This window comes from Polaromonas sp., assembly GCF_012927415.1.
Lineage (GTDB): Bacteria > Pseudomonadota > Gammaproteobacteria > Burkholderiales > Burkholderiaceae_C > Polaromonas.
Map to the genome: position 1 here is coordinate 1 of NZ_JABBPF010000125.1, position 8538 is coordinate 8538.

The window sequence follows — 8538 nt, forward strand, 5'->3', positions numbered from 1 at the left end:
AGCAGGCGCGGCGGCAGGTGCGCTTGCCTCAGCATACGGCGTAGTGATCGCGGCGGCGTCGGGTGCCTGCGTCGGCGCTGGCGCGGGCATGGCCGGTGCCATCGGGGTAACCGCCGGTGCGCTGATGGCAGGGGGCTCTGCTACGGGTGCTACCGGGGCAGCCTGCGCTGTTCCACCGTGAAACTTCATCATCAGTGGCACGATCAAAAGCGCGACGATGTTGATGATTTTGATCAACGGGTTGATGGCCGGGCCGGCCGTGTCCTTGTAAGGGTCGCCCACGGTGTCGCCTGTTACCGCAGCCTTGTGCGCCTCGGAGCCCTTGCCGCCGTGGTGGCCGTCTTCAATATATTTCTTGGCGTTGTCCCATGCGCCGCCGCCAGTGCACATGGAAATCGCCACGAACAGGCCGGTCACGATGGTGCCCATCAACAAACCGCCCAGCGCCTTCGGTCCGAGCAGCAGGCCGACCAGAATCGGCACCACCACCGGCAGCAGTGAAGGAATGATCATTTCCTTGATGGCCGCCGTTGTCAGCATGTCCACCGCGCGACCGTATTCGGGCTTGGCCGTGCCTTCCATGATGCCGGGAATCTCCTTGAACTGGCGGCGCACCTCAACTACCACGGCGCCGGCGGCGCGGCCCACGGCTTCCATCGCCATGGCGCCGAACAGGTAGGGAATCAAACCGCCAATGAACAGTCCGACGATGACCATGGGATCGCTCAAATCAAAGCTGATGGCCCGGCCGTAGCTTTCCAGCTTGTGGGTGTAGTCGGCAAACAGCACCAGCGCCGCCAGGCCGGCCGAGCCAATCGCGTAACCCTTGGTCACTGCCTTGGTGGTGTTGCCGACGGCGTCCAGCGGGTCGGTCACGGCGCGCACTTCGGGCGGCATGTCGGCCATTTCGGCAATACCGCCGGCGTTGTCGGTGATCGGTCCGTAGGCGTCGAGTGCCACGACGATGCCGGCCATGCTGAGCATGGCAGTAGCAGCAATCGCAATGCCATACAGGCCGGCCAGGTTGTACGACACCAGAATGGCGATGCAGACAAAAATAACTGGCCACGCGGTCGAGCGCATCGACACGCCCAGGCCGGCAATGATGTTGGTGCCGTGGCCGGTGGTTGAGGCTTGTGCAATGTGCTTGACTGGCGCGTATTGCGTGCCGGTGTAGTACTCGGTTACCCAGACCAGCGCGGCCGTCAGCACCAGCCCCACGGCGCAGGCGCCAAACAGCTTCATCTGGCTGCCACTGGCCGTGATCGCGTTGTCAGGCATCAGCCACATCGTGACGAAGTAAAAGGCGATCAGGGAGAGCAGGCCGGCAATTGCCAGACCCTTGTAAAGGGCAGGCATCACGTTTTTCATGCCGGGCGACGCTTTCACGAAGAAGCAGCCAATGATGGACGCGACGATCGACACGGCGCCCAGTGCCAGCGGATACAGCACGGCGTTGACCGGCGCTGCGGAAATCAGCAGCGCGCCCAGCACCATGGTGGCAATCAGCGTCACCGCATAGGTTTCAAACAGGTCGGCAGCCATGCCGGCGCAGTCGCCCACGTTGTCGCCGACGTTGTCGGCAATCACGGCCGGGTTGCGCGGATCGTCTTCGGGAATGCCGGCCTCGACTTTGCCCACCAGGTCGGCGCCGACGTCAGCGCCCTTGGTGAAAATGCCGCCACCCAGGCGGGCGAAGATGGAAATCAGAGAAGAGCCAAAGGCAAAACCGATCAGTGGATTGAGCAGGTCGGCCAGCTTGCGGTCAGGCGTGTAGTTGCCGTTGCCCACCAGAAACCAGAAAAAACCAGTGACGCCGAGCAAGCCCAGTCCCACCACCAGCATGCCGGTAATGGCGCCGCCGCGAAAGGCGACGTCAAGTGCCGGACCGATGCCGCGCGTGGCGGCCTGTGCCGTGCGCACATTGGCGCGCACCGAGACATTCATGCCGATGAAGCCGCAGGCGCCTGACAGAAACGCGCCGATGACAAAACCGACAGCGGTCTTGCCGTCCAGAAAGAAGCCAATCAGCACGGCCAGAATGACGCCGACGATGGCGATGGTTTTGTACTGGCGGGCCAGATAGGCGGCGGCGCCGGTCTGGATCGCGGCCGCAATTTCCTGCATGCGCGCGTTGCCCGCGTCCTGGGAAAGAATCCAGCTGCGTGCCCAAAAGCCGTAAGCCACGGCAATGAGTCCGCAGACTAGCGCAAGAATCAGCGCTGAGTTGCCTGTCATAGAAATCTCCTCTACGTTGTTTTCGCCTGGAGGGGGTTTCACCGCAATGTGAATCACAACGCGGCGGAACCCCCGCTGCGTTGCTTCCTCGTAGCTCAGGTAGAGACGATTGGCCAACGGGGGAAATTTAACGCCAAAAGATGACAAACTCGCGACCCGTAAGGTCTGAATCAGTAAAATGAGGGTAAATACCGAGGTTTTAACGCGGGTGGCGGGCGCGCGTGCCTCCGGCGTTTCCGGTTGTGCAGCCACAGGCTTTTTAAGTCCCTTTTTTTTATCAACGTCTTTCCATCAACGCAAAGCGACCATGTCACTCGATAAAGTTTCCCCAGGCAAAAACGCGCCCGAGTCGTTCAACGTGATCATCGAAATCCCGATGAACGCCGACCCGGTGAAGTACGAAGTGGACAAGGAGTCCGGTGCGATTTTTGTGGACCGCTTCATGAGCACGGCCATGCACTACCCGACCAACTACGGCTATGTGCCCAAGACGCTGAGCGGTGACGGCGACCCGGTCGATGTTCTGGTGATCACCCCTGTGCCACTGATGTCCGGCGTGGTGGTGACGTGTCGGGTGATCGGCATCCTGAAAATGACCGACGAGGCCGGCGAAGACGGCAAGGTGCTGGCCGTGCCCATCGACAAGAAATGCTCGCTTTACACCCACTGGCAGAAACCCGAAGACATGAATCCGCTACGGCTGAAGACAATTGCCCATTTCTTCGAGCACTACAAAGACCTCGAAGAAGGCAAATGGGTCAAGATTCAGGGCTGGGAAGGCCCGGACGCGGCCAAGAAGGAAATCACCGACGGCATTGCCAACTACGCGGCGGCCAGCAAGGCGTAAGCTTTCAGCGGCTGAATTTTCAGTCTTTTTGCCTCCATGTCCAGCAAGAATGGGTATAGTGTGCTATATAAAACATAGCAATTGATTAAAAGCCAAGGCTTTAAAAATGCGCCCGCGGTTCACGCCGCAGGCGCATTTTTTTTTCATTGTGGTTGGCTGGGGCGCCGGTTGTTAGTACAAAAACTAGCGCACTGAATCGCGTTTCGGGTCGGGGTAAATCAGGCCGTGAACCCGCCCCCGGTCTTCCCGCGCGAAAGGCTTCCACCCGCCTTCGGGCTGCGCCAGCCGGTCGGCCACCGCCCACCAGGCGCTGGGGTTAAAGCCCAGGCCCAGATGGCTGGCCATGACTTCAATGTTTTCGGTACGCGGATTGGCCTTGCTCAGTGACTGGACGCTGCCCTGCCAGGCCACGACTCCATCGCTGCGCGAATAAATGCTGGTGGTGGGCACCGGCGGTGCCGCTGGCAGGTCGTAGTTTGACGCCTCCCGCTCGACGCTCCGGCCACTGGCCAGTTCGTAGATGCGCCAGACGTTGGTCGATTTGTGCGAGCCGGCAAACGGCGTACCCAGGGTGATGACGCTGCGCACCATGTGGGGCATCTCCTTGGCAAGCTCGCGCGCATACACGCCGCCCAGGCTCCAGCCAATCAGGCTGACCTTTCGGCCTGTGGCTTCGAAGGTGCGCACGAGATGGTCCTTGGCTTCATCGAGCACGCCGGGGCGTGGTCCCAGGTTGAAACCTTGCTCCCAGCCCCAGGGCGTGTGCTTGAGCGACTGCAGATACAGGCGCAGCGGCATGGTCGACACATCGTTCGCTGACAGTCCGGGAAACACCATCACATGATGGCTGTCACCCCGGGGGGCACGGGCCAGCAATGGCCAGGCGGGCAGCAGTGCACCAAACTCCCAGACAGCGCGCATCTCAAGGGCCAGCAGCCAGGCGCTGGGTGGAACGTTGTGCAGGGCGGGTTGCTCAGGAATTCCGGATCCTGGTTTTGCGCTGGCCGGGTTGGGCTGAAGTAGCTTGGGTGACGGTCTTGCCATGGCTTGAAACGGTGGATGTTGGGTTCTTGGTTCGGGGTGTAGCCGTTTCAGTATCAGGGCGCTGGCGGCGCTCTTCAGAGGGTGAGCTCTCTAAGTGTTCCGGTTTTGTCACCTTGGTGACGACAGTTTTGCGGGTTTTTACCGGGGCGCTCGCCGGCAACGGGTTTTTCTCCGGTTTTGCAGACGATTTTTGCTGCGTGGACATGTACGTGGACGTCGTCGTAGCGGCAGTGGCGCTGCCCATCAGTGCCTGCGCCTGCTGGAATGCTGCCTCGATGCCACTGGCCAGTTCATCGGCGTGGGGCAGCGCGTTGCGGTCGGCAACGATGCCGAAATCGACCTGGCCCGCATAGGTTTGAACGGTGATGTTGAGCGCGATGCCGTGCACGATGATCGAGAGCGGGTGAAAGCTCAATAACCGTCCACCGGCCAGATACAGCGGCACCGGCGGCCCAGGTACATTGGAAATCGCGAGATTGCTCACGGTGGGCAAGCGGCTTGCCAGACCGCTTTTGCCATAGGCGTTCAGCGCCTGTTTTGCCACGCCGCCCACGAGCCACGGTGCCAGCAGCGATGGGTAATCGGTGGGCAACAGGCCCTTGAGGCTTTGCATCGAGGTCTTGACCTTGGCCGTGGATGCCAGGATGGCATTCATGCGCTTGAGCGGATGGGCAATCTGCGTGCCCAGCGCCACCAGGCTCATGCTGACCTGGTTGCCCAAATTCTCTGCACCGGTGTCGAGGGTTGAATCTGCACGCAGGGAGACCGGCATGGCAGCGACCAGCGACTTTTCGGGCAGGCTGTCATGCTTGAGCAAATAGTCGCGCAGGGCGGTCGAGCAGATCCAGAGCACCACGTCATTGAACGAGCCGCCGACGGCCTTGCCCAGCGCCTTGCATTCACAGAGCGGCACGGTCGCCGCCGCAAAGACGCGCCCGGTGCCAACGCCGATGTTGAACGGCGTGTGCGGCGCCAGCTTCATCGGCATGCCGGCCCGCGCTCCGCTCGCCGAACTGCTGACGGACTGCCTGGCCAGCGTCGCCCCGATGGTGCGGACCGCCGACGGCAGCGCGCGGGCCAGTTTGGCAAATTGCCCGATCGAACTGGAAAACACCGAGCCCAGCATCTCGCCCGTCTTGAGCCCGGCTTCGCCCTGGGACTTGCGGCGACTTCGGCTGTCGGGCGGCGCCACCTCGCGCGGTACCGGTCCCGGGTCCAGCATGGCGTTGGCCAGCATCACGCCGCCCTTGCCATCAAGCGCGGCATGGTGAATTTTCGAGAAAAATCCGGCGACCAGCTTGCCGCCCTGGGATGGAGGAAGCTGGATGCGGTCAAAAACATAGAACTCCCAGAGCGGAAAGCGCCGGTCGATCAGCTCGCTGTGCAATTGCGCAATCAAACTGTGCGCCTCGGCAAGCGTCATGGCGGAATCGACCATTTTTGCCGTGTCAGCACGATTCACTTTGCGTGCTGCGCTTCCTCCCGAGGCGGCTGAGCCTGCCAGTGGAGGCCCGGCGCGGCGCACATGAAAGCCGATGTCCACCGACTCAGCCTCTACCCACACCGGATGCCCCAGGTTCAGCGGCATGGACACCAGCTTGCGCGAGAACACCGGTGCCAGGTGCATGCGTCTGGCGATATGCGCCTGCACCGCCTTGTGAAAGCTTCCACTGAAACCCGGTGGCAGCTCGCACAGGTTGAACGAGCCCACATGCATGGGCATTTCCGGGGTTTCGAGGTAGAGGAAACTCGCATCCAGACCGGAGAGGGAATTTATGGTGGTGTTGGCTGATTTCTTCATGCAGGCGACCTTAACCGGGCCGCAGGTTTTTAGCACGAGGGTTTGCCGGGGCGGCGCGCCGGCACTGCGGTTTTTGTGCTGCGGGGCAGACTCGCGCCGCTGCCAGTGGCTGCTGGCCAGTACTCTGTCATTTTTGAGCTGTTATCTGCGCCGGCGGATGAGGTCGGCCGGGGTTTCCCAAATGCCGATCCCTCTTGATGAAGCGATTCTTTGCATCGCTGACTCTGTAAAAGGCGCGTCAGTCAGCGCTACGGCCCATCCTCGCTGGAGCCTATAGGCACTCAAGTCTTCGTTGCCGGCGCTCCCGCTGGCCGTGATGCTGCCGTCGGGTTTGTCGCTCTGGCGGTGCAGTGAACGAAATCGCCGGAAATCTTGAACTGCTGTGCCAGCGAAGCCCTTATGCCGCAGGGCAGCGGCCGGACGAAGGTATTGCAGGACGGGTCGGTCGGTACGATGTCAATTCCGAAGAGACGAATCAGTTCACCGGCGATTTTCAGGGCGCCATCTTGTTGCACGAATGCGAAGCTGTAAATTCCCGGCTCCGGCTCAGCCTCTTGCATCGTTGCCATTTCGGCGAATGCCAGGAATCGGGCGTTGATCAGATGTTTGCCGGTTTTCACGTTTGAGCCCGGCGCGACAGGGGTGAATGGACTGCCAGAAAAAGCAAGACCACGCCGGTCGCTGGAGCGCCTGCGAAGCGAGGCTCAGGCGCTGACGTCGCCCTGCGGCGAATCGCCAAGCAGGCCTTGTTCGTCATCCCTCAGGCCGGCGACTGGCGTGGCCTTGGCCAGCGCCACCCAGACCGGAAACGGCAGTTGCTGCCGTGCGCTTCGGGGCGCGGCGCGGGCGACCGCCAGGCGACCGCCCTGCATCACCATGACGCCGCATTCGGCGGGAACTTCATCCGGCTCACCGATGCAGCGGCCTTTGGCGTCATGGCCCAGCACGTACCAGCACTCGCCACCCAGATCAAGGTAGGCGGCGCGCTTTTCAGGGCGGCGCAAATCACCGAGCAGGTCGGAGCGGTTCACCTTGATCTCGTGGACGACCGGGTCTACATACGTTTGAACCGAGGTGTTGCGGATCGAAAACACGTCGGGCCGCACCATGCACCAGCGCACCTTGTCGCCTTCGCTGACGGGCGCCAACCTGGCACGCAGGCTCAGGGCGCGCCAGGCGATACGGCCGGCGCGCACCATCTCGCAGGCCACTTGCCCGACCAGGGCTTCGTGCTTTGACAGCGCAGAGCGGTTTTGCGTCAGCGTGGCGGCCAGCCAGGCAACCCCGGCGTCACTGACGCGCAGGGTCTCATGGCCTGCAGCGCTGGCGACGCGTTGCATCATGCCAGCGGCGAGCAGCTCGATTTCCAGCATGTCCTGGCACGGCCAGCCGGCAGAGCGGTAGACCTCCCGCAGGCGTCTGGCGTGGGTGCGGCCAAGCGGCGCGGGCCGGGCTTCGGTGGGTGTGTTGAGTTCAGGCATGGCGGGCGAAGCACTGATTTTGCATGACTGGAGGCGGGGCCGGCTTCAGGGCGCCAGAATATCGGTCAAACAGGCTTCAGGTCCAATGATTACAGCTAAAGTCAGCTATCAAAAAAATAGCAAAAAGATGCAATGCGATGGATGCCGCCTTTTTCTCAGACCTTGATTTCAAACCGGGCATCGCCCATATCCCGATTAAGGGGTTGGAGTGCCGTCATGATGGCCTTGTCTTCGGCCTTTTCCCACAGCGCGATCACCTCGCGCTCGGCACCGTAATCGACTTCAACGCGTTCTTCCGGCGTCAGGTCTTCGAGCAGCGAGCGCGCCAGCATGCAGGCTTGCAATGCGGGCAACACATAGCCAGCGCCGCCAACGCCAAACTCCAGCGCCATCCGAAAGCGCAGTTCGGCGGCACTGCGCTGGGCCGCACTCAAACCAGCGGCATTCACCATTTTGACGCTGTAAGCAGGTCTTTTGTCGCTCATGGAGTGGTCAGGTTCAAAGTGTTTTGCGCGGGTTTGGCCTTGAAGGGGCTGCGCTTTTCCAGCTCGTTCATGTAATTGTCTATGCCTTCGCCTTCGCGTTCGAGAAAGCGCTCCACGGCGTCGGCAAACGACGGGTGAGCGAGCCAGTGCGCGCTGGTGGTCCTGACCGGCAGCAGGGCGCGCGCCATTTTGTGCTCACCCTGGGCGCCGCCTTCAAATGCAGACAGTCGACGCGGGCCAGCGCGCCCCAATAGCGGCCGTAAGCGGTCTTGAAGTCATTCTTTGAGTCAAACTGGCTTGTGGTCCAGTCATTATCGGCACTGACAGCTATCAAACTGGTAGCAATGGGCACGCCTTGGTGCTCCGCCACAAAAAGCAGCCAGTTCTCGGCCATGGTGGCCTGCATGCGCCGGAAGAAGTCGCGGCTCAAATAAGGTGCGTTGCCGTGCTCCAGGTAGGTGCGCTCGTAGCAGCGGTAGAAAAAATCCCAGTCGGCCTTGCTGATGTCCCGGCCCAGCGACCAGCGAAACGTAATGCCTGCCTCGGCGACCTTGCGGCGTTCCTGGCGGATCTTCTTGCGCTTTTCCTGGCTGAGCGACATCAGGAAGTCGTCGAAGTCGCGGTAGCCGGTCGGCGATGTGT

The 8538-nt window shown here is 61.6% G+C and carries 7 protein-coding genes and 1 pseudogene; 1 reads left to right on the forward strand and 7 read right to left on the reverse strand.

Going from position 1 to position 8538, the window contains the following annotated elements; translation table 11 throughout:
* The coding region (locus HHJ19_RS11715; protein ID WP_296907501.1) for a sodium-translocating pyrophosphatase at positions 1-2238 on the reverse strand (2238 nt) is incomplete at its 3' end.
* Positions 2239-2545: 307 nt separating this feature from the next.
* On the opposite strand from HHJ19_RS11715, the gene ppa reads away from it, so the two are divergent.
* Positions 2546-3085, forward strand: a complete 540-nt coding sequence (gene ppa / locus HHJ19_RS11720; protein ID WP_296907503.1) for an inorganic diphosphatase — start codon at positions 2546-2548, stop codon at positions 3083-3085.
* A gap of 183 nt (positions 3086-3268) precedes the next feature.
* On the opposite strand, the gene HHJ19_RS11725 is transcribed toward ppa, so the two are convergent.
* The 6 genes and pseudogenes from HHJ19_RS11725 to HHJ19_RS11750 all read right to left on the reverse strand — a co-directional run.
* Entirely contained in the window at positions 3269-4129 is an 861-nt protein-coding gene (locus HHJ19_RS11725; protein ID WP_296907505.1) for an alpha/beta hydrolase, read from the reverse strand.
* Positions 4059-5930 (reverse strand): wax ester/triacylglycerol synthase domain-containing protein, encoded by a 1872-nt coding sequence (locus tag HHJ19_RS11730; RefSeq protein ID WP_296907507.1) that lies wholly within the window; start codon positions 5928-5930, stop codon positions 4059-4061. Before HHJ19_RS11730 ends, HHJ19_RS11725 begins: the two co-directional genes overlap by 71 nt.
* Positions 5931-6211: 281 nt before the next feature.
* A complete protein-coding gene (locus tag HHJ19_RS11735) occupies positions 6212-6550 on the reverse strand; it encodes a hypothetical protein (protein ID WP_296907509.1) in 339 nt (112 codons plus the stop codon).
* A gap of 84 nt (positions 6551-6634) precedes the next feature.
* A complete protein-coding gene (locus HHJ19_RS11740; protein WP_296907512.1) occupies positions 6635-7411 on the reverse strand; it encodes a hypothetical protein in 777 nt (258 codons plus the stop codon).
* 155 nt (positions 7412-7566) lie between these two features.
* Complete coding sequence (locus HHJ19_RS11745) at positions 7567-7896, reverse strand: hypothetical protein (RefSeq protein WP_296907515.1); 330 nt, start codon at positions 7894-7896, stop codon at positions 7567-7569.
* Positions 7893-8538, reverse strand: a pseudogene (locus tag HHJ19_RS11750) (GNAT family N-acetyltransferase); the annotation flags it as partial. The pseudogene HHJ19_RS11750 and the gene HHJ19_RS11745, both read right to left, overlap by 4 nt.

Coding starts and splice junctions, on each gene's coding strand:
- HHJ19_RS11725 (WP_296907505.1), bottom strand. CDS start 4,129: ATGGCAAGACCGTCACCCAAGCTACTTCAGCCCAACCCGGCCAGCGCA.
- HHJ19_RS11730 (WP_296907507.1), bottom strand. CDS start 5,930: ATGAAGAAATCAGCCAACACCACCATAAATTCCCTCTCCGGTCTGGAT.
- HHJ19_RS11740 (WP_296907512.1), bottom strand. CDS start 7,411: ATGCCTGAACTCAACACACCCACCGAAGCCCGGCCCGCGCCGCTTGGC.
- ppa (WP_296907503.1), top strand. CDS start 2,546: ATGTCACTCGATAAAGTTTCCCCAGGCAAAAACGCGCCCGAGTCGTTC.
- HHJ19_RS11745 (WP_296907515.1), bottom strand. CDS start 7,896: ATGAGCGACAAAAGACCTGCTTACAGCGTCAAAATGGTGAATGCCGCT.